Raw genomic sequence first — 19955 nt, forward strand, 5'->3', positions numbered from 1 at the left:
TTCGCGGCTGCTCCGCCCTGGTATGACGAAGTCGCGGGGCCTCGCGAGGCCTAGGCCCTGCGAGGTTGATGCTCCGCAGAGCCTAAGCCCAGCTACTTGCTCGCCTTGGCCCGCTCGATCGCGTCGACGATCATCTTCTTGGCATATTTGGAATCGTGCCAGCCTTCGATCTTGACCCATTTGCCGGGCTCGAGATCCTTGTAGTGCTCGAAGAAGTGCTGCACCTGCTGGCGCGTGATGTCGGGCAGCTGGGTGTATTCGGTAACGTTCTCGTAGCGCAGCGTCAGTTTCGGCGACGGCACGGCGATGATCTTCTCATCCTGGCCGGCATTGTCTTCCATGATCAGCACGCCGATAGGCCTGACGTTGATGACGCAGCCCGGCACCAGGGCGCGCGTGTTGCAGACCAGCACGTCGATCGGATCGCCGTCGCCCGACAGCGTGTGCGGCACGAAGCCGTAATTGCCGGGGTAGCGCATCGAGGTGTGCAGGAAGCGGTCGACGAACAGCGTGCCGGCTTCCTTGTCCATCTCATACTTGATCGGCTCGCCGCCGATCGGCACCTCGATGATGACGTTGACGTCCTCAGGCGGGTTCTTTCCGCTGGCTATGGCTTCGATGCGCATGGCTTAAATCCCTCTCTCGATGGACGATCGATAGCGGGCGGCGCGCCATGGTGCAATGCGGCGAATGGTGCTGGGTGCGATCGGAAGAGGCGGGCGGCCGAAAAGCCGGGCTGTCATTCCCAGACGAAAGCGACCTTCTTGAGCGCCTTCTGCTCGAATATCTCGACGCCTTCCGCAACGTCGCGGCCGCCGGCGCCGGCATAGAAGGCAAGCGCGTTCTGGTTGTCCTCCAGCGCCCACACCACCATGCCTTTCAACCCGTGATCGGCCAGACGCGCCCTGGCTGCCGCGAACAGGCGGCTGCCGAGCCCGATGCCCTGATATTCCGGGCGCAGGTACAATTCGTAGATTTCGCCTTGCTGGCGCAATTCGCGGGCGCGGTTCTTGCCGATCGTCGCATAGCCGGCGATCTTGCCGCCGATCTCGACCACCAGGACGGTGGCGGCGCGGCGAATCGCATTCGCCCACCAGTCGGTGCCGCGGCGGTTGATCATCGATGTCAGGGTACGGTGCGGAATGATGCCGGAATAGGCGCCGCGCCAGGCCTCCAGATGCACCTCGGCGATGGCACTGGCATCGCGCGGGTCGGCTTTCCGGATGTCGATCGTCAGCGTATTCATGATTTGTTAACCATAAACCCGCATCGCCCGATTGCAAGAGTCCCGGCGGCCCGCCGGCTGCTTTCTCACAGGCGGTCACCACCTAAGACAGGGCCCTCGAAGCTTCACTGGAAGGACTCAGATTTCGACCAAATGGTCGTCGAGTTCGTTGCTGTCGCCCACTGTGACCGGGAAATGCTCGGCCAGTACCGCACCCACCTGCTCGATCGCCTTGACGAAGCCGTCGGCAAGCCGGTCGTCGCCGGCATGCGCGGTCAAGTCGCGCACGACACCGTCCCAGACATGCTGGCCGACCTTGGCGTCGATGCCCGAATCGGCGACCACTTCGGCATAGCGCTCGGCGATCGAGACGAAGACCAGCACGCCGGTGCGCGCCGTGGTGCGGTGGACGTTGCGGGCAAGGAACTGCTTGACCGCGTTGGCGTGCGCCGCCTGGTAGCGCAGCCGCCTCGGCACCAGATGGATGCGCAGGCCGGGCAGCGCCCACAACAAGGCCAGCACGCAGGCAAGCGCCAGGAGCTGGGCGAGGACGAAATGCGGCAGCCGGATCGACAGCCACCAGGCCTCCAGACCGTAGCCGACCGCCAGGCTGACGATCAGCATGCACACGGTCGCCATGAAGGCGGCCGGGAAGAAATAGCCGTCGCTGGCATGGGCCACGACGCAGTAGATCTCGCCGTCGGTTTCCTCCTCGGCGCCGCGGATCGCGGTTGCGATGCGCTCATGATCCTGCGGGCTGATTGGTCGTGTTGCCATGATATGTCTCACCAGCTTCCTGAAGAACCGCCACCACCCGATGAGCCGCCGCCACCGGAAAACCCGCCACCGCCGCTTGATCCCGAAGACCAACCACCACCGGAGCTGCCCGACGACCAGCCGCCCGAAGACGAACCCGTTGTCCAGCCGCTGCTGCCCGAGTACCCGCTCGGCCCACGGCCGTAACGAAACGTCATGCCCAGCCATCTGTACACGCCCGGCGACAGCTTCGTGCCGAACATCGGCGGCAGGAACGCCATCGCCAACCCGCCGAAAAACATCGTTGCCCACAGGATCAGGAACACGGCAACGATCGGATCGATGGGCGTGCCGCCATCGGCGGGATTGCGCTTGCCTCGCGCTTCCAGTTCTTCGGGATTGCCCTCCAGTACCATGACCATGTCATCGACGGCTTTGCTGATGCCGCCGGAGAAGTCCCCGGCGCGGAAGGCCGGCACCATGTCGTTTTCGATGATCAGCTTGGTGTGCAGGTCGGTCAGCGTACCTTCCAGCCCATAACCGACCTCGATGCGCATCTTGCGGTCGTTCGGGGCAACCAGCAGGAGCACGCCATTGTTCTCGCCCGCCTGGCCAAGTTTCCAGAAGCGGAACAGGCGGTTGGCGTAGGGCTCGATCTCCTCGCCATCGAGGCTGGGGATCGTCGCGACGACGATCTGATCGGAACCTTTTGTCTCGAAGTCGGCAAGCTTCCGCGTCAGCGCCGCCTTGGTCGCGGCATCGATGATGCCGGCATTGTCGACGACACGGCCGGTCAGCGCCGGCAGGTCGGCCGCGTGGGCCATGACACAGGAGAACAGCACGACCGCGGCAATCAGGACGGCCGAGGCGAGGCGGTCGCGTTTCGACAGGCCGATGCTGGGTATCGTCATGCCATCACCAGCTTCCCGACGAGCCGCCGCCGCCGGACGAACCGCCGCCGCCGGAAAAGCCTCCACCGCTGCTTGACCCCGAAGACCAGCCGCCGCTGGAACTTCCCGACGACCAGCCACCACGGGAGGATCGCCGGCTTGGCTCGAAGGTCATGCCGAGCCAGCGGTAGCGGCCGGGACCGAGCTTCTGGCCGAAGATCGGCGGCAGCACGGAAACCGCGATGCTGCCGAAGAAGATGATCGCCCAGATGCTGATGAAGACGGCGAAGAACAGGTCGTCGGACTCGAAAGGCGCCTGCTGGTTGCGTTCGCCGCGCGCCTCCAACTCCTCCGGATTGCCTTCCAGCACCATAACCATATCATCGACGGCCTTGCTGATACCGCCGGAGAAATCGCCGGCGCGGAAGGCCGGCACCATGTCGTTTTCGATGATCAGCTTGGTATGCAGGTCGGTCAGCGTACCTTCCAGCCCATAACCGACTTCGATGCGCATCTTGCGGTCGTTCGGGGCCACCAGCAGCAGCACGCCGTTGTTTTCCTTCGCCTGGCCGAGCTTCCAGAAGCGGAACAGCCGGTTGGCGTAAGGCTCGATCTCCTCGCCGTCGAGGCTCGGGATCGTCGCGACGACGATCTGGTCGGAGCCTTTTGTCTCGAAGTCGGCGAGCTTCCGCGTCAGCGCCGCCTTGGTCGCGGCATCGAGGATGCCGGCATTGTCGACGACACGGCCGGTCAGGACGGGGAGATCGGCGGCGATGGCGAGTGGCAGGAAGAGGAAGCTGAGAATGACAGCCAAGAATGTCAGGCTGGCGTTTCTTGGCACCCCCCTCTGTCCTGCCGGACATCTCCCCCGCAAGGGGGGAGATTGGCTGTCTTCACTGACGGCTCTTTTCCTGTGATGTTGAAAATTGGCCAATCCGCCAAAGCAGCCGATCTCCCCCCTTGCGGGGGAGATGTCCGGCAGGACAGAGGGGGGTGTGAAGGAACACAAGGTCGACAATGACCAAGCTCACCATGCGTCCTTCACCCGCCCTGCTTCGTGCCGAAATCGACCTTCGGCGGCTGCATCTTGTCTTCGGCGACGGTGAAATTGGCAAAGGGCTCGTTGCCGCGGAACCAGAAGGTCGCCCACAGCACCGAGGGAAAGGTCCTCAGCGTCAGATTGTAGTCCCTGACCGCCTGGATGTAGTCGCGCCGCGACACCGCGATGCGGTTCTCGGTGCCTTCGAGCTGGGCTTGCAGCGCCAGGAAATTCTGATTGGCCTTGAGGTCGGGATAGGCCTCCGAGACCGCGATCAGCCGCGACAGCGCGCTGGTCAGCCCCGCCTGGGCATCCTGAAACTTCTTGAGGGCTTCGGGATCCTTCAGCGTTTCCGGTGTTACCGTGATCTGCGTTGCCTTGGCGCGTGCCTCGACCACCGCGTCGAGCGTATCCTTTTCGTGCGAGGCATAACCCTTCACCGTCTCGACCAGGTTGGGGATGAGGTCGGCGCGGCGCTGATACTGGTTCAGCACCTCGCTCCATGCCGCCCTGGCGTTTTCTTCCGCTGTGGGGATGGTGTTGTAGCCGCAGCCGGCAAGCAGCGGCAGCACGATCGCCATCATCAGGAAGGCGGGCAGCGTGCGGAACGTGGACGGCGAGGCAAGGCGCTGGGCAAACATGATGGGGTCCCTCGGTAGAAGTTGCACGCGAAGCATTACCACAATCAGCGCGCAAGAAAACCGCCCGGGCCGGCAGCCCTCGCCTGGCATGCCCAATGCCGCTGCAAGGCTCTGTGATTGGCCGTACGAACGCGATAAGGTCCTGCAAAACGGGACATCATCATGGCGGAGCGCCAGGACAGCGAGAAGGAATCGCGCCGTATCCTCGAGCGCATTGCGCACGAGACGGATCCGGCCGGCAACTCGTTTGTATCGCGGGCCGCGAAAGGCATGCACGATCACGTCACGGCGGCCGATGCCGATCGTGCCGATCCGATCGAGGTCTGGGGCACCCGCTTTGGCCGCACGCTCGGCCTGCTGCTGGCGCTGGGCCTGATGGTCTGGCTCGTGCTTTACGTCATCCGGGGCAGTTAGGAATCAAACGACAATGAGCGCCGAACAAACCGACGCGCCGCGTGCGGTCATCGTCATTTCCAGCCATGTCGCGCGCGGCTCGGTCGGCAACCGTGCCGCCGTCTTTGCGCTGGAGACCCTGGGTTTCCCTGTCTGGGCGGTGCCGACCGTCATCCTGCCCTGGCATCCCGGCCATGGACGGGCAACGCGCATCGTGCCGCCGCTCGACCAGTTCAAGGCGCTGATGGCCGATCTCGAGCGGGCACCATGGCTGGGTGAGGTCGGCGCCGTGTTGTCCGGCTATCTCGGCGAGGCCGGCCAGGCCGAGGCCGTCGCCTCGCTGGTCGCCGCGGTGAAAGCAAGGACGCCCGGCGCCGTCTATATCTGCGATCCGGTGATGGGTGATTCGGGCGGCCTCTACGTGCCCGAGCCCACCGCCATCGCCATGCGCGACCGGCTGATGCCGATCGCCGACATAGCCACCCCCAACCGCTACGAACTGGAATGGATGGCCGGCGCCGCGTTGCCCGACCTGAAATCGGCGATCGCGGCAGCGCTCCACGCCGGACCATCGACCATGCTGGTCACCTCGGCGCCGTCGATGATGATGGGCGGCACCGGCAATCTGCTGCTCGATAGCAGCCAGGCGCTGCTCGCCGAACATCGCCTGATCGACAAGCCGCCGAATGGCCTGGGCGACCTGACGGCGGCCGTCTATCTGGCACGCATCCTGTCCGGCCAGCCGCCGATCAAGGCGCTGCAATCGACGACGGCGGCGGTCTACGAGATCCTGGCGCGCACCGCCAAGCGCGGCGGCGACGAACTGCAGCTCGAAACCGATGCGCAGAGCCTGTCGCATCCGATGGCGATGGTCCAGCTTCGCCACCTCACGCATCCGGGGCGGGGCCGCCGGGCGTGACGTCGACTGAGGCCGTGCTTGTCGGCGTCGACGGCTGCAAGGCCGGCTGGATCGCCGTCCGGCGCGCTTCTGGCATGGCACCGTCGGTCGGTGTCTTTGCAACCTTCACTGCCCTGCTCGCATCGCTTCCCACAGATACTGTCATCGCTGTCGACATGCCGATCGGCCTGCCCGAGTTGTCGGGCAAGGGCGGTCGCGGCCCCGAAGCGCTGGTGCGGCCGCTGCTCGGGGCACGCCAATCCAGCGTCTTCTCGATCCCCTCCCGCGCCGCGCTCTATGCCGATACCGGCGACTTCACCACCATTGAAGCCTGGTATGCCGCTCACATCCGCGCAAGCGAAGTGGCCATGACCACATCCGACCCGCCGCGTGGCGTCTCGATCCAGGCCTTCGGCATTTTTGCCAAGATTCGCGAGATCGACGCCCTGCTGATCGCGCGACCCGATCTGCGCGGCCGCGTCTACGAATCGCATCCGGAAGTCGCTTTCTGCCGCTTGAACGGCGATCAGGCCATGCAACTGCCGAAGAAGATCAAGGGCAGCATCAATCCGGCCGGCATGGCGGAACGCAAGGCTCTGCTTTGCCGGCATGGCTATGAGACGGGCTTTCTCGACCAGCCGCCACCGCGCGGCGCAGCAGCCGATGATTTCCTCGACGCGGCCGCAATGATGCTGATCGCCGGTCGCATCGCCAGCGGTGAGGCACGGCCGCTGCCCGACCCGCCGGGCCGCGACAGCTTTGGCATTCCTGTCGCCATCTGGGCGTAACGCTGTTGGCCAAGGTTGCGCTCGATGCATGGCATTTCTAGCCAGCCCTCATAATTCTGCATTGCTCGCGACCGGCTTTTGCCGCTAGAGCCTCTCTAGACCGCAACGAGCTGCCGCATCCAACCCGGAAAGGCTCCAGACGCCGCCCATGTCCCATCTCCCTGAACATCTTCTCGCCGGCTACCGCAATTTCATGAATGGCCGCTATCTCACAGAGAGCGGGCGCTATCGCGATCTCGCTCGGGAAGGCCAGGCGCCGGAGACGATGATCGTCGCGTGCTGCGATTCGCGTTCGGCGCCCGAGGCGATCTTCGACGCCGGGCCCGGCGAACTCTTCGTGCTGCGCAATGTCGGCAATCTGGTGCCGCCCTATGCTCCCGACGGCGAGTTCCATTCGACCTCGGCGGCGCTTGAATTCGCCGTGCAGAGCCTCAAGGTCAAGAACATCGTCGTCATGGGCCATGGCCGCTGCGGCGGCATCCGTGCAGCGCTCGACACCAACTCCGCGCCGCTGTCGCCGGGCGACTTCATCGGCAAGTGGATGAGCCTGATCGCGCCGGCGGCCGAAACCGTCTCCTCCAGCACCTTCATGACCGCGTCGGAGCGCCAGACCGCGCTGGAGCGCATCTCGATCCGCTATTCCATCGCCAACCTCAGAACCTTTCCCTGCGTCTCGATTCTCGAGGGCAAGGGGCGACTGTCGCTGCATGGGGCCTGGTTCGACATCTCGACCGGCGAACTCTGGACGATGAACAAGGAGACCGGCGATTTCGAACGGCCGGAGCTGGGATGAACACAGCGGCGCGCAAGGTGGTGAACATCAGGTCGATCGTTTTGACGGCGGCCGCGCTGCTGGTAGCGATTATTGCCGCCCGCGCCGATGATCGTGCCCTCATCAGCCGCTGGTATTCGGCGCTGCTGGTCGCCGACCGCACCGAACTGTCCGACCTGCTCGCCGACGATGTCCGCATCAAGCTGGACGACCTCGGCATCGTGCAAAGCAAGCAGGAATTCATCGCTTCGATCGACGAGTGGAAAGGTGCGGTTGCCGGTGCGGCAATCCGGCACAGGGTCGAGAAAAGCGAAGGCGGCGTCACCACGGTGGTCGCCTGCTACGATTTCCCCAACAACGACATGCTGATGCACGAAACCTTCGCGGTAAGCGACAACCGCATCACCGCCAGTTCGCAAGCCACGATCGCCGAGAACTGCGACGGCTTCTGAGGCCGATATCGGCCAAATCCGCATATTGCGGGTCCGCCAGCCGCGCCCTACATCGGGTACCATCCACCTGCCTGCCCTCACCAGCGAAAGACTGTCCATGCCTTCCACGAAAGCCGTCGACCTCGCCGCCCATCCGCTGACCGCGTGGCAAGGGCCGCTCGGCCTGCCCGATTTCACGCGCATTGGTGACGGCGACTTCTCCCCGGTCTTCGACGCGGCGCTGAAGGCGCACGAGGCCGAGATCGAGGCGATCGCCGGCTGCAAGGATGCGCCGACCATCGAGAACACGCTTGCCGCGCTGGAACTCGGCGGCGAAGCGCTCGACCGCGTCTCGTCGATCTTCTGGTGCCGCGCCGGCGCCTACACCAACGAGACGATCCAGGCGCTGGAGCGCGACATCTCGCCGAAAATGTCCAGGCATTTCTCGGCGATTTCGATGAATGAGCGGCTGTTTGCCCGCATCGACGATCTCTACCAGCGCCGCGAGAGCCTGAAGCTCGACGCAGAGACCCTGCGGGTGCTGGAAAAGACCTGGAAGGGCTTCGTCCGTTCCGGCGCCAAGCTCGACGCCGACGGCAAGAAACGGCTGGCACGCATCAGCGAGGAATTGTCCTCGCTCGGCACGGCTTTCGGCCAGAATGTGCTGGCCGACGAGCGCGACTGGGCGCTGTTCCTCGATGACGCCGACCTTGCCGGCCTGCCGGATTTCGTGAAAAGCTCCATGGCCGAGGCCGCCGAAATGCGTGGCCAGAAGGGCCGCTATGCCGTCACTCTGTCGCGCTCGATTTATGAGCCGTTCTCGACCTTCTCCGAACGCCGCGACCTGCGCGAGATCGCCTTCCGCGCCTTCACCATGCGCGGGCAGAATGGCGACACCACCGACAACACGAACGTGGTGCGCGACATGCTGCGCCTGCGGGCCGAAAAGGCAAAGCTGCTCGGCTATGCCTCCTTCGCCGCGCTGAAGCTCGATGACACCATGGCCAAGACGCCGAAGGCGGTACACGCGCTGCTCGATCCGGTGTGGGAGAAGGCGCTGGAGAAGGCAGCAAGCGACCAGATCGAATTGCAACGGTTGGCGACGGAGGCCGGCAGCAACGAAAAATTCGCTGCCTGGGACTGGCGTTTCTACCAGGAGAAACTGCGCGCGGAAAAATTCGCCTTCGACGAGGCGGAACTGAAGCCCTATTTGCAGCTCGACCGCATCATCGACGCTTGCTTCGATGTGGCGACACGGTTGTTCGGCATCACCTTCGAAGAGAAAAAGGGCATCGCGGCCTGGCATCCGGATGCCCGCGTCTTCGTGGTGAAGAATGCCGATGGCAGCGAGCACGGCCTGTTCCTGGCCGACTATTTCGCCCGGCCGTCAAAGCGCTCTGGCGCCTGGATGAGCGCGTTGCAATCCGGCTACAGGCTCGGCCACGGTGCGAGCCCGGTCATCTACAACATCATGAACTTCGCCAAGCCGCCGGCCGGCGAGCCGGCGCTGCTGTCGGTGGACGAGGCGAAAACGCTGTTCCACGAATTCGGTCATGCTCTGCACGGCATGCTGACCGACGTCACCTGGCCCTCGGTTTCGGGCACCTCCGTCAGCCGCGATTTCGTCGAACTGCCCTCGCAGCTCTACGAACATTGGCTGACCGTGCCGGCGGTGCTGGAAAAGCACGCGCTGCATGTGAAGACCGGCAAGCCGATGCCCAAGGCGCTGCTCGACAAGATGCTGGCCGCGCGCACGTTTGGCGCCGGCTTCGCAACGGTAGAATTCACCGCCTCCGCCTTGATGGACATGGCCTACCATGCACGGCCTGATGCCCCGCAGGAGCCACTTCGTTTCGAGGCCGAAACGCTTGCGAAGCTGCACATGCCTGACACCATCGCCATGCGCCACCGCACCCCGCATTTCGGCCATGTGTTTTCCGGTGACGGCTATTCGGCCGGCTATTACTCCTACATGTGGTCGGAGGTGCTCGATGCCGACGCCTTCGCCGCCTTCGAGGAGACCGGCGACCCCTTCAACCCGGCGCTGGCCGAACGGCTGAGGAAGCACATCTATGCCGCTGGCGGCTCGAAGGACCCGGAAGAGCTCTATACGGCATTTCGCGGCAAGATGCCGTCGCCGGAAGCAATGATGGTGAAGCGCGGGCTGGTGTAGCGCTGGGGGTCGGTTCGACCGGACTCGACCTGCTGCGGCAGAAGAAGGTTGGCGCTTCACGCGCGACGACCCCCTCTGTCGCCTTCGGCGACATCTCCCCCGCAAGGGGGGAGATTACCCAGCCACCTTCCACGGATCCGCAATCCTTGGCCACACCGGCCGCGTCAGCTTCTTGTAATCGGTCACCGCCGGATTGCTGGGATATGAACTTGGCGCCGAGACATAGATGATCTCGGCGGCGATCGGCTCGAAGCCGGCGTAGAAATGGTTGGTCGACTTGATCAGCAGCACGTCCTTGGCCAGCGGATCGACGCCGATGTTGGAAAAGATATCCGGCTCGAAGGTCTGCGTGCGATTGGTGTTGAGGATGATGTCTACCTCGGTGCCTTCGAGGCGGACCAGCGCCGTCGGCCCGAGCGTCACCCGGCTTGGCCCGAAACTCTGCCAACCCTCCGGAACCGCCTTCAGCACGCGCACGCGCGCATCGATCGGCTCGCCGGCCTGCGGCCCGGCCTTGCCGCCGAAGCGCAGGTTGATGACCGCGCCCTCGCCGGCCGCCAGGCAGAAGGTGACGGCGATCGGATCCCAGATCGTCGCCACGGCGAATTTGTCCAGGCTACGCGCCAGCATCTGGCGCAGCACGAAGGTGCCGTCGCCGGGCACACCGCCGCCGGGATTGTCCCAGATATCGGCGATGACCACCGGCTTGCCCGGATTCTCGGCGCGCACGGCCAGCGCCCGATCGATGCCGTCGGCGGCGCTCAGCATCGTCATCGCCGTCTTTTCGCGCAGCGCGTAGAGTTCCCGCCCGAGCCGTTCCGCCAGCGCGTCGCCCTTGGCCTTGTCATTGTCGGTGACGACCAGGATGCGCGTGCCCATCTCGGCCACGTCGGCCGCCATGAAGCCGTGGATGACGGAGACCGACAGCACGCCGTCCTTGCCGTGCAGCGCCTTGATCCGGTCGACGAAAGAGCGCATCGGCTCGCGGCTGGTCGGCAGGACCTGGATCATGCGGCAATCGAAGGTCGAAATGACCGGCTTGATCTCGCCCCTCGCCGCCGCAAGCCCAAGCTCGACGACGTGTTCGCCGCGCTCGTAGAAATCGGTGTGCGGAAATTCGAGGAAGTAGGCGAGGATGTCGGAGGCCGCCACGCGCTTCGGTGTCAGATGGCTGTGCGGATCGAGTTCCACTGCGATCACCACCTCCGGCCCGACCATTGCGCGAACCCGTTCGAGCAGGTCGCCTTCGCAGTCGTCATAGCCTTGCGCCACCATGGCGCCATGCAGGCCGAGGATGACAGCATCGACCGGCAGCGCGGCCTCGAGCTGGCCAAGGATCTCGTCGCGCAGAACCTCATAGGTCTGCCGCTGCACCAGGCCGCCCGGCTCCGCCCAGGTTGCGGTGCCCTCGATGACATCGAGGCCTTCGGCCGCTGCCCGCCGGCGCAGCGCCACCATCGGCGAGGAGCACAGCGTCGGCGTGTCCGGATGTTTGCCGGGCCCGGCATAGAAGGCCATCTCGAACGAGGCCCTATCGGTCGGCACCGGCGAGAAGGTGTTGGTTTCCGTCGCCAGCGAGGCGGTGAAGATGCGCATGAAAGCTCCGTAGAAAGATAGCGGCTACTTGACCGCTCCGAGCGCCAGCCCGCGAACGAGATAACGCTGTAGCCAGATGAACAGGATGGCCACCGGCAAGGTCGCCAGTAGCGTGGCGGCCATGACGTGATGCCATTCGATGGTGTAGCGGCCGGCGACCAGCGAGAACACCTGGATCGGCAGCGTGTAGCTTTCCTGGCTGCGCAACATGGTGAGCGCCACGACGAATTCGTTCCAGGCATTGATGAAGGTGAAGATCGCCGTCACCGCGATCGCCGGCAGGCAGAGCGGCAGGAACACCTTGCGCAAGGTCAGCCAGCGGCCGGCGCCTTCCATCCAGGCCGCCTCCTCGAGATCGCGCGGAATGGTGTCGAAATAGCTCTGCAGCATCCACACCGTGAAGGCGACGTTGAAGGCCATGTAGATGAAGCCGAGCGCCGTCGTGCTCTCGACCAGGCCCCAGGCCGCCATCAGCCGGAACAGGCCAAGCACCAGCACGATCGGCGAGATCATCTGCGAAATCAGCAGGAACTGGCGCAAGGCGCCGTAGCCGGCAAAGCGGAAGCGCGACATCGCATAGGCCGCCGGAACCGAGATCAGGATGGCGCCGACTGTGGCGATCACAGACACGTAGAGCGAATTGAGCAGCGCCTGGCCGAAGCCGGTCGCCACCCACATGTCGGAAAAATTCGACCAGCGGAATTCGCTCGGCCACCAGGTCGGCGACAGCACTTCCTGCCTCGGCTTGACCGCGGTCAGGAACATCACCGCGAAGGGAAAGAGCGTCACCACGATCAGCGGCGCCAGCAGCAGCCAGGCGATGATGGAGCGCTTCAGCTTGCTCGTCATGTGCGTTGCTCCCGCATCGCCAGCCGCACATAGATCATGGTGAAGACCAGCAATATGGCGAACATCACCAGCGACACCGCCGACGCTTCGCCCAGCTTGCCGATGCGGAAGGCCAGCTTGTAGAGATGGGTGACCAGGATATCGGTCGAGTTGGCCGGGCCGCCCTGCGTCATCACCCAGATGATCGGGAAGGAATTGAAGACGTAGATGGTGTTGAGCACGATGGCGATGTTGATGAACGGTTTCAGGAGCGGAAAGGTGATTTCGCGGAACTGCTGCAGCGGCGTCGCCCCTTCGAGCGCCGCCGCCTCGTAGAGATCGTCCGGAATCGACGACAGCCCGCCGAGAAAGATCGTGGTCGTGAACGGCACCGTCACCAGGATACCGATCAGCACCTGCATCGGGAAAGCGGTCTCGGCGCTCGCCAGCCATTGGATGTTGTGATCGATGAGCCCGAGGCCGATCAGCGCCGAATTGAGCATGCCGCTTTCGCCGCTCAGCGCCCAGCGCCAGACCACCGCGGTCATGGTCAGCGACACCGCCCAGGGCAGCATGATGATGACGCGGGCGATGCCGCGGCCATAGAAATCGGTGTTGAGGATCATCGCCACCGGGATCGACAAGAGAAGCGCACCGCCGACCACCATCACCGTCCATTGGCCGGTGCGCCAGAGCGCGGCCGTGAAATCGGGATCGGCAGCGAGTGCCGCGAAATTGGCGAAGTCGTTGAAGTCGCGAAGCTGGCCGAAGCGGCTGACCTCATGCGTCGAGATCTGGATCAGGTCCCAGACCGGCCAGAAGATGACCACCGCCGCCAGAAACAGGCTGGGCAAGGTCAGGAGATAGGGCAAGAAACGATTTTGCATCTGCTGGCCTGCAACCTCGGTGCGCTGGATCAGAAGGTCTGCTTATGCGAATTTCGGATCCGCCGCACCGGGCCGGGAACCAAGGGGTGGCGCGCCCCGCCTGAGTGGAGCGCGCCACGGGCGCAGGGAGATACGCCCTACTTCTTCAGCACTGCATTGGCCTTGGCTGCTGCGTCTTTCAATCCTGCCTCGGGGTCGCCGCCGAGATAGATCTTCTGCATGGCGTCCGACGTGATCTGGGCGACTTCTTCCCAGCCCGGAATGACCGGCGCGAAGCGGGCGTCGGGCAAGAGCGCGGTGAACGCCGCCAGATCGGCATTGTTGACGTAATAGTCCATCTTGGCTTCTTCCTTGTTCACCGGCAGGAAGCCTTCGCCCTGTGTGAACTTGGCGCGCTGCTCCGTGGTGAACAGGAAGTCGAGCAGCTTCCAGGCCTCGTCCTTGTTCTTGGAGTTCTTGAACATGATGATGGAATCGGTGACGCCATAGGTACCGCGCGCGCCGGTCGGACCAGCCGGAATGGCCGCCACGCCGTATTTCAGGTTGGGCGCCTCGTCCTTGATCTGGTTGGACAGGAAGGGTGCGGTGATCATCATGCCGACCTTGCCCTGCTTGAACAGGTTCTGCACATCCTCGCGGTTGTTGGAGGTGACGCCGGGTTCGGTCAGGCCTTCGTCGATCATCGACTTATAGAGCTTGGCGGCCTCAAGCGCACCTGGCGTGCTCAGGCCCGAAGTGCCGTCCTTGTTGAGGATTTCGGTACCCTGCGACCACATCGCATAATAGTAATAGACGTCGGTCTCGATCTCCTTGCCCTGCAGGCCGAAGCCGAACGTGCCGGACCCCAACGCCTTGATCTTGCGCGCATCGTCCTGCAGCTCGGTCCAGGTTGCCGGCGGCTTGGCGATGTCGGCTTTCTCGAACAGCTCCTTGTTGTAGTACATGGCGCGCGCCGAGGCCGCGATCGGCAGGCCGTAGGTCTTGCCGTCCATGATCGAGGGCGACAGGAAGGTATCGATGAAGCGGTCCTTGAAGTCGGGTTTGATGTAGCCGTCGAGCGGCTCGGCGACATCCTGCTGGACGAAGTCGATCAGCCAGCGCGTGCCGATGATCGACAGATCGGCATTGGTGCCGGCGGTGATGTCGGTGGTCAGCTTCTGCAGCAGCACATCCCACGGCACCACTTCGAACTTGACGGTGATGCCGGGGTTCGCCGCCTCGAATTCCTTCTTGACGTCGGCGAAATAGGGAGCAGTCTTGGCGCTGTACTCGGCCACGGTGACCCGCACCTCGCCCGCATCCGCCTGCGCCGCAATTGCCAGCGTGCTCATTCCGGCCATCAGGCCGACAGTCCATTTTGCAAGGCTCATTTGATCTCCCATTTTGATTTTGCGCCTGCGCGCCTCTTCGTTGCCGGAGCAGAAGATTATGTGACTTTCCTACATTATCGATGATTTGAAGGCTTGCAAGCGGATTATTTTGTTGCTTAATTACATTTACGGGCCTAGGCCTTGCACGATCTGTCAGAACTCCCGGAGGATGACGCACGGTGGTTTCGCAATCCGAGTTCGAAGGCAGGGCCGAGTTCGAAGGCAGGGCCAAGTTCGAAGGCAGGACCGAGTTCGAGGGCAAGACTGTCGTGGTGACGGGTGCTGGCGGCGGCCTCGGCACGGCGATCGTGGCGCTGATGGCGCAAAGGGGCGCCAGGGTCATAGGCTGCGACCAGTCGAGCGAGGCGTTGAAGAGCCCGCATTTTGCCTCCCGCCACGTCTTCGATCTTCTCGACAAGGCGTCGATAACCACGGCGATCGCTGCGATCCTCGACCGGGATGGCGTGCCCGACATTCTCGTCAACAATGCCGGCTGGACGCGCGCCGAGACGATTTCGGCGCTCGATCCCGACAGAATAGAGCAGGAACTCGACCTCAACCTGACCGGCGTGATGAACTTCGCCGACCCGCTGGTCAAGGCGATGGCTGGCCGCGGCTCAGGCAGCGTCGTCTTCATCTCCTCGGTCAACGCCATCGCGCATTTCGGCAATCCCGCCTATGCCGCCGCCAAGGCCGGCATCAACGCCTATGCCAAGGCGATCGCCGTCGAGCTCGGCCGCAGCGGCCTGCGCGCCAATGTCGTTTGCCCCGGATCGATCCGCACCGCCGCCTGGGACCACCGCCTTGCCAAGGATCCCGAAATCCTCGGCAAATTGCAGCGGCTGTATCCGCTCGGCCGCATCGTCAACGCCGCGGAAGTGGCGGAAGCCGTCGCCTTCCTTGCGTCCGATCGCGCATCGGGAATAACAGGTGTGGTGATGCCCGTGGACGCGGGACTGACCGCCGGTTGCCTGCCCTTCATCGACGACATATTGGGAGCGTGAGCATGACCGACGTCGAGTTCCGCGACCTGTCGAAATCCTTCGGCCAGCACAAGATACTCGAAAACATCAGCCTCGATATCAAGAGCGGCGAGTTCGTCGTCCTCGTCGGCCCGTCCGGCTGCGGCAAGTCGACCTTGCTGCGCATGCTGGCCGGCCTGGAGACGATCACCTCCGGCGACCTGTTGATCGGCGGCGTGCGCGCCAATGCGCTGCCGCCGCAGCAGCGCAACATCGCCATGGTGTTCCAGTCCTATGCGCTGTTTCCGCATCTGAAGGCATCGGACAATATCGGCTTTGGCCCGAAGATACGCGGCGAGACGCGCACGGTGATTGATGAGAAGGTCAAGAAGGCATCCGGCGTCCTCAATCTCTTCTCCTATCTAGACCGCTATCCCCGCCAGCTGTCGGGCGGCCAGCGCCAGCGCGTCGCCATGGGCCGCGCCATCGTGCGCGAACCGTCTGTGTTCCTGTTCGACGAGCCACTGTCCAACCTCGACGCGCAATTGCGCGTGCAGATGCGCGTCGAGATCAAGGCGCTGCACCAGCGGCTGAAATCGACGATCGTCTATGTCACCCACGACCAGATCGAGGCCATGACGATGGCCGACCGTATCGTGGTGATGGACCGCGGCAGGATCCAGCAGGTCGGGGCGCCGCTGGAGCTCTATGACAGGCCGGCCAACAAGTTCGTCGCCTCCTTCCTCGGCTCGCCGTCGATGAGCTTTGTGTCCGGTTCGCTCAAGACGACACCCGGGAAAACCTGGTTCGAATCGGCCGGTGGCGGGCGGCTTGCGCTTGCCGGCAAACAGGTGCCGGCGGACAGCGCGGTGGAGGCTGGCATCCGGCCCGAGCATTTTGTCATCGGCGAGGCTGTCGACGCGATGGCGATCAGGGTGGATGTCGTCGAGCCCACCGGCTCCGAAACACATGTCTACGGCGCTATCGGTGCTGATACGGTACGCGCCGTGTTCCGTGACAGGGTGCCGGTCAGGCCGGGAGACCTGCTGCCGGTATCGGTCGATCCCGGTAACATCCACCTGTTCGACAAGGCGACGGGCCTGCCTCTATGAAAATAGCAGCATGAAGACGCCGGCCGACATCATCACCCGCCTGCAGCTGATGTCGCAGGACGGAACGAAGTCGGATCGCAAGCTGGCCGGCTTCGTACTTGCCGATCTCGATTTCGTTTCCAAGGCGGCCATTTCGGAAATTGCCTTGCGCGTCGGTGTCAGCGAGCCGACGGTGACGCGGTTCTGCCGCAACCTCGGCTGCGAGGGCCTGCGCGACTTCAAATTCTATCTGGCGCAAGCCATCGCCATCGGCGGCCAGTATCTGTCGCCGGAGCCGTTGAGCCGCGATGCCCGCGAACAGCGCATCGCTTCAGCCATCACCGAAGCGGCGATATCGGCCATCCAGCGCGCCAGCGAAAACCTCGACATGACGACGCTGGTCGCCGTCGCCGCGCGCATCGCTGTTTCCGGTAATGTGCTGTGCATCGGCTCCGGTGGCATTTCGTCCATGATGGCGACCGAAATGCAGAACCGGCTGTTCAGGCTTGGCGTGTCGGTGCTGGCGCAGATCGACGGACAGTTGCAACGCATGTACGCCGCCGTTGCCACGCCCGATACCACGCTGATCGCCTTCTCTGTCTCGGGCTATGCACGATCGGTCATCGATGCGGTCCAGGTCGCCCAGCAATATGGCGCCACGACAATCGCCATCACCCCGCCGGACTCCGCACTCGCCAAGGTCGCCGACACCGTCATCCATTTCCAGTCGCTCGAGGACGGCAATATCTACAAGCCGACATCGTCGCGCTATGCGCTGCTGTCGATCGTCGACATGATCGTCACCTCGGTCGCCGAGACGCGCGGACCAAGGGTTTTGGAGAATCTGCGCCGCATCAAGCAGAGCGTGAACACGTTGAAAGTCGACGATCCGCGTTTGCCGCTGGGGGACTGAAGGGGGTCATCGCGCCGGACAAAAAGCCCCCTCACCCGGATTGCCAACCGAATTGCAAAGAGGCAATTCGTAGCAATCCGACCTCTCCCCGAGGGGAGAGGAGTGCGCAGCGTCGACCCAAGTCTCTTCTCCCCAGCGGGGAGAAGGTGGCCGCGCAGCGGCCGGATGAGGGGCACGGCCTAGCAGAATTAGGCTCTATGGGCAGAGCGTCTCAACAGCCTTGGCCAACATTGCTTGGTCGCCTGAGATGTGCACGGTCTTCAGCCGCGCGGTGCCGCCGGCGACAAACGAGACGGCGGACCCGGGCACGCCCAGAGCCTTGGCAAGCAGCTTTTCGAGCGCATGATTGGCGGCGCCGTTTTCGCGCAGGCGAAACGGCGTGCTCATGCCGTCGTCCTGCTCACAGGATCAGAGGCGCCACCGTGGTGAGCAGGAACTGCCGCAGGAAGAACAGGATCAGAAGCAGGATGATCGGCGAGATGTCGATGCCACCAAGGTCCGGCATGAAACGGCGGATCGGCCGCAACGCCGGCTCGGTCAGCCGGTAGAGCATGTTGCCGATGGAACCGACGAACTGGTTCTTCGAGTTGACGACGTTGAAGGCATAGAGCCAGGAAAAGATCGCCGAGGCGATGATGATCCACCAGTAGAGGTCAAGCGCCATGACGATTGTCTGAATGAGGGCGAGCATGCCGGTCTCCAATTGTTGCCGACATGTAGCCATTGCACGCGAAACCGGCAAGGGCCGCCTTTCTGTGGGGCGCCAATGCCGGGTCAATCGGACCTGTAGGGCATGTCGCCGACACTGCAACGAACGCGCGACTACACAAAACCGGCAAGGCCGCCCTCCGCCGGCGCCAGCTTCACGCTTGACGGCACTGGATTTCGGCAAACCTCCGCCTTGACAGGAAACCGCGGCGCCCGATAAATGCGCCCATCCGCTGGACGGGGCTGTAGCTCAGCTGGGAGAGCGCGTCGTTCGCAATGACGAGGTCAGGAGTTCGATCCTCCTCAGCTCCACCAGCGGAATAATTCCCCACTCTCCGCGCCAGATGCAGTCCGCGACGCTCGTCCCGGCTTGCCCCCGCGGTTGGCATTTGCCGTGCCAGCGCGCCTTAGAAGGCCGCGGGCCGCACCGCCTGTTTCGCAATATCCGGCAATACTTTTGTCAATTGGACTTATAGCGGAAGCGCTCATCGATTGTTTCCGTTTTTTTTGCAAACCGCCCCACTAAATTGAGATTACCAAATCAGTTTTCTGTGCGTTGTGACCAGGGCGTTTCGGCGGGGGCGACCGGAGACGCTATATGGATTTCGAGTCTAAATGAAAAATCGCCCGCGGAAGCAAAGACGTGTCAATTCGCGAGAATCTCGCTGCAAATCTTAGACGGCTGTGCAAGGACCATGCCTCCGTAAGTGCGGTATGCCGTGAGCTGCACATCAATCGCACGCAGTTCGAACGCTACCTGCAAGGGCAGACCGTTCCCAACAAGGCCACCGCCAAGCTGATATGCGATTACTTTCGGATCGATGAGGCCGAACTGTACCAGGATCCCGGCGCACCCGAGCCAGCGATGCGCGGCCTGCCGCCGGTGTCCGAGAGCCTGTTCAACCAGATGATCCGCCCTCCCAGCCCTTCGATCGCGGGCGGCACCTATTTCACCTATTTTTCGATCCCGGGCCGCCTCGATCTCCTGGTGCGCTCGGTGACCTTCGTGCGGCGCGAAGCCGAACTGGTCACCTTCCGAAGGGTGACCGGATGGTCGGAGCGCCGGGGATCGACCTGGGCACGAGCGCGCGGCAATCACTATGGCGTGGCGATCTCGCGGCTGAACTGGATCTATTTCAGCGGCATCAATCGCCGCCAGACCGGAGAGCCCTCGCTGATCTCCGTGCAGTGGGCCCCCATCTCCGAACCGGTGCTGATGGGCAAGGCCATGCTTCTGACGGAGTCCGGCCCGGCATTCGTGTCCGTCATCATGCGGCGCGACATTGCCAACATCCACCCAAGGGATGCCATCAGCATGGCGCATGTCATCAGTCTCGACGATCCGGGCATCGACCAACTGGTTGTCAGCCTCACCCGGGACGGGTTGGGCTAATCCTTCGGATCGCCGTCCCTTACGCCAAATAAGAATAAGCATACGCCGATAAAGCGTACGCCAACGATTGTCTACTCTGTATCTGAATAAAATCGATATTTTACACTTTAATGCCAGGAAAGATAATCCACACGTCCGTCTTCAGCTCGTGGTTTTACTATAATTTTAACAAACCATTAACTCTTCCGACCTTACCTTCTT

General features: G+C 63.3%; 21 protein-coding genes, 1 tRNA gene and 1 pseudogene. 11 read left to right on the forward strand and 12 right to left on the reverse strand.

The window, feature by feature from the left end; translation table 11 throughout:
• Positions 1-92 precede the first annotated feature (92 nt).
• From ppa to NKI66_RS01855, 6 genes are all read right to left on the reverse strand, one after another.
• Positions 93-626 (reverse strand): inorganic diphosphatase, encoded by a 534-nt coding sequence (gene ppa / locus NKI66_RS01830; protein WP_013528997.1) that lies wholly within the window; start codon positions 624-626, stop codon positions 93-95.
• 113 nt (positions 627-739) lie between these two features.
• Positions 740-1246: a GNAT family N-acetyltransferase gene (locus tag NKI66_RS01835; RefSeq protein ID WP_023811720.1), complete on the reverse strand. Its 507-nt coding sequence runs from the start codon at positions 1244-1246 to the stop codon at positions 740-742.
• Between the two features lie 117 nt (positions 1247-1363).
• Complete coding sequence (locus NKI66_RS01840; RefSeq protein ID WP_023811719.1) at positions 1364-2002, reverse strand: TPM domain-containing protein; 639 nt, start codon at positions 2000-2002, stop codon at positions 1364-1366.
• Between the two features lie 8 nt (positions 2003-2010).
• Positions 2011-2892 (reverse strand): TPM domain-containing protein, encoded by an 882-nt coding sequence (locus tag NKI66_RS01845; RefSeq protein ID WP_023811718.1) that lies wholly within the window; start codon positions 2890-2892, stop codon positions 2011-2013.
• A 4-nt stretch (positions 2893-2896) separates the two neighbouring features.
• Positions 2897-3712, reverse strand: a complete 816-nt coding sequence (locus NKI66_RS01850; protein WP_031213429.1) for a TPM domain-containing protein — start codon at positions 3710-3712, stop codon at positions 2897-2899.
• Between the two features lie 200 nt (positions 3713-3912).
• Complete coding sequence (locus NKI66_RS01855; RefSeq protein WP_023811716.1) at positions 3913-4551, reverse strand: LemA family protein; 639 nt, start codon at positions 4549-4551, stop codon at positions 3913-3915.
• Positions 4552-4713: 162 nt separating this feature from the next.
• Between NKI66_RS01855 and NKI66_RS01860 the strand changes: the two genes are divergently transcribed.
• From NKI66_RS01860 to NKI66_RS01885, 6 genes are all read left to right on the forward strand, one after another.
• Positions 4714-4965 (forward strand): hypothetical protein, encoded by a 252-nt coding sequence (locus NKI66_RS01860; RefSeq protein ID WP_023811715.1) that lies wholly within the window; start codon positions 4714-4716, stop codon positions 4963-4965.
• 13 nt (positions 4966-4978) lie between these two features.
• Positions 4979-5863, forward strand: a complete 885-nt coding sequence (gene pdxY, locus NKI66_RS01865) for a pyridoxal kinase PdxY (protein ID WP_023811714.1) — start codon at positions 4979-4981, stop codon at positions 5861-5863.
• Positions 5860-6630, forward strand: a complete 771-nt coding sequence (locus NKI66_RS01870) for a DUF429 domain-containing protein (protein WP_023811713.1) — start codon at positions 5860-5862, stop codon at positions 6628-6630. Before pdxY ends, NKI66_RS01870 begins: the two co-directional genes overlap by 4 nt.
• A 148-nt stretch (positions 6631-6778) precedes the next feature.
• Positions 6779-7423, forward strand: a complete 645-nt coding sequence (locus tag NKI66_RS01875; RefSeq protein WP_023811712.1) for a carbonic anhydrase — start codon at positions 6779-6781, stop codon at positions 7421-7423.
• Positions 7420-7854: a hypothetical protein gene (locus NKI66_RS01880; RefSeq protein ID WP_023811711.1), complete on the forward strand. Its 435-nt coding sequence runs from the start codon at positions 7420-7422 to the stop codon at positions 7852-7854. The genes NKI66_RS01875 and NKI66_RS01880 overlap by 4 nt, the downstream gene beginning before the upstream one ends.
• A gap of 97 nt (positions 7855-7951) precedes the next feature.
• Positions 7952-10006: a M3 family metallopeptidase gene (locus tag NKI66_RS01885; RefSeq protein WP_023811710.1), complete on the forward strand. Its 2055-nt coding sequence runs from the start codon at positions 7952-7954 to the stop codon at positions 10004-10006.
• A 114-nt stretch (positions 10007-10120) separates the two neighbouring features.
• On the opposite strand, the gene NKI66_RS01890 is transcribed toward NKI66_RS01885, so the two are convergent.
• From NKI66_RS01890 to NKI66_RS01905, 4 genes are all read right to left on the reverse strand, one after another.
• A complete protein-coding gene (locus NKI66_RS01890) occupies positions 10121-11602 on the reverse strand; it encodes a M81 family metallopeptidase (RefSeq protein ID WP_352722568.1) in 1482 nt (493 codons plus the stop codon).
• A 24-nt stretch (positions 11603-11626) separates the two neighbouring features.
• A complete protein-coding gene (locus NKI66_RS01895) occupies positions 11627-12451 on the reverse strand; it encodes a carbohydrate ABC transporter permease (RefSeq protein WP_013528984.1) in 825 nt (274 codons plus the stop codon).
• Entirely contained in the window at positions 12448-13317 is an 870-nt protein-coding gene (locus tag NKI66_RS01900) for a carbohydrate ABC transporter permease (RefSeq protein ID WP_023811708.1), read from the reverse strand. Before NKI66_RS01900 ends, NKI66_RS01895 begins: the two co-directional genes overlap by 4 nt.
• A gap of 137 nt (positions 13318-13454) precedes the next feature.
• Positions 13455-14687 (reverse strand): ABC transporter substrate-binding protein, encoded by a 1233-nt coding sequence (locus NKI66_RS01905; protein ID WP_023811707.1) that lies wholly within the window; start codon positions 14685-14687, stop codon positions 13455-13457.
• A gap of 269 nt (positions 14688-14956) precedes the next feature.
• Between NKI66_RS01905 and NKI66_RS01910 the strand changes: the two genes are divergently transcribed.
• Genes NKI66_RS01910 through NKI66_RS01920 form a run of 3 tightly spaced genes read left to right on the forward strand, consistent with a single transcriptional unit; the run spans position 14957 to position 17653 of the window.
• Entirely contained in the window at positions 14957-15691 is a 735-nt protein-coding gene (locus tag NKI66_RS01910; protein ID WP_352750716.1) for an SDR family oxidoreductase, read from the forward strand.
• A gap of 2 nt (positions 15692-15693) precedes the next feature.
• Positions 15694-16761, forward strand: coding sequence for an ABC transporter ATP-binding protein (locus NKI66_RS01915; RefSeq protein ID WP_352750637.1), 1068 nt, complete (start codon positions 15694-15696; stop codon positions 16759-16761).
• A 10-nt stretch (positions 16762-16771) separates the two neighbouring features.
• Positions 16772-17653, forward strand: a complete 882-nt coding sequence (locus NKI66_RS01920; RefSeq protein WP_127268067.1) for a MurR/RpiR family transcriptional regulator — start codon at positions 16772-16774, stop codon at positions 17651-17653.
• 195 nt (positions 17654-17848) lie between these two features.
• Here the strand turns inward: NKI66_RS01920 and NKI66_RS01925 are convergent.
• Positions 17849-18016 (reverse strand): annotated as a pseudogene (locus NKI66_RS01925) (DUF167 family protein); the annotation flags it as partial.
• Between the two features lie 37 nt (positions 18017-18053).
• Positions 18054-18344, reverse strand: coding sequence for a YggT family protein (locus NKI66_RS01930; protein ID WP_023811703.1), 291 nt, complete (start codon positions 18342-18344; stop codon positions 18054-18056).
• A gap of 256 nt (positions 18345-18600) precedes the next feature.
• Here NKI66_RS01930 and NKI66_RS01935 point away from each other — a divergent pair.
• Positions 18601-18676 (forward strand) — tRNA-Ala (locus NKI66_RS01935).
• A gap of 328 nt (positions 18677-19004) precedes the next feature.
• Positions 19005-19754 carry a helix-turn-helix domain-containing protein gene (locus NKI66_RS01940; RefSeq protein WP_352750639.1) on the forward strand — a complete coding sequence of 250 codons (750 nt, stop codon included), beginning with the start codon at positions 19005-19007 and terminating at the stop codon, positions 19752-19754.
• Positions 19755-19955: the final 201 nt, after the last annotated feature.

Source organism: Mesorhizobium sp. M0518 (assembly GCF_040321125.1).
Classification (GTDB): Bacteria; Pseudomonadota; Alphaproteobacteria; order Rhizobiales; family Rhizobiaceae; genus Mesorhizobium.